The sequence below is a fragment of the Tersicoccus solisilvae genome, assembly GCF_014643255.1.
Classification (GTDB): Bacteria; Actinomycetota; Actinomycetes; order Actinomycetales; family Micrococcaceae; genus Tersicoccus; species Tersicoccus solisilvae.
This window is the reverse complement of sequence record NZ_BMJI01000076.1, coordinates 1-595: the sequence shown is the minus strand read 5'-3', so window position 1 is coordinate 595 and position 595 is coordinate 1. Positions and strand designations below refer to the sequence as shown.

General features: G+C 50.6%; 2 protein-coding genes. Both read right to left on the bottom strand.

The annotated features are described in order from the left end of the window. The coding region (locus IEX22_RS16330) for a DUF2489 domain-containing protein (protein WP_229660114.1) at positions 1 to 259 on the bottom strand (259 nt) is incomplete at its 3' end. An 11-nt stretch (positions 260 to 270) separates the two neighbouring features. Then, a partial coding sequence (locus tag IEX22_RS16325; protein ID WP_188669282.1) for a GTPase-activating protein occupies positions 271 to 595 on the bottom strand: 325 nt, incomplete at its 5' end.

The window sequence follows — 595 nt, the reverse complement described above, 5'->3', positions numbered from 1 at the left end:
TCAGCGACAGCAGATCGAATAGTTTAACGATTCTGACCACCCCTTCAGACAACTCACAACGCTCTTCAGTCATTGCGGCAGCAATATAGCGAATATCGGCAAGCAGGGATGCCTGTTTAGCTTCCATAGCGGCCTTTTGCTCAGCCATTGTTTGCTCTCTGGCCTGGGTTTGTCTTCTCAGACGCAGCAGCAACACAGTGGCATAGGCGCTGAGGCCTATGATGATCAACATGGCTAAGCTAATAAGGATAAACTGCATCCCGGCCTCCGTTAGTTGTCTTGGTATTGTTTCAGAAGCTCAGCACCGGATTCGAATTTCTCCAGCAACTCGTCATCACTATGACCCTTGCTTGGGGCTTCATCGGCCTGATCCAAATCGGTAATGCCAAGTTTTTCCATCAGCTTCTCTATCTTGGCCAATTGCCGCTCCAGCCATTGCTGGTCATCGGCGGCCAGTTCCCGCCCTTCTTCCAGTTGATCCAGCAGCTTATTCAGGCGCGGATCTTCCTCCAGTTGCAGCAGCAACTGTTCATCGGTTAGTTTGGGTTGTTTGGGCTGTGCAACCTTTTCTTTGACTATATCCAGAGCGACAGGC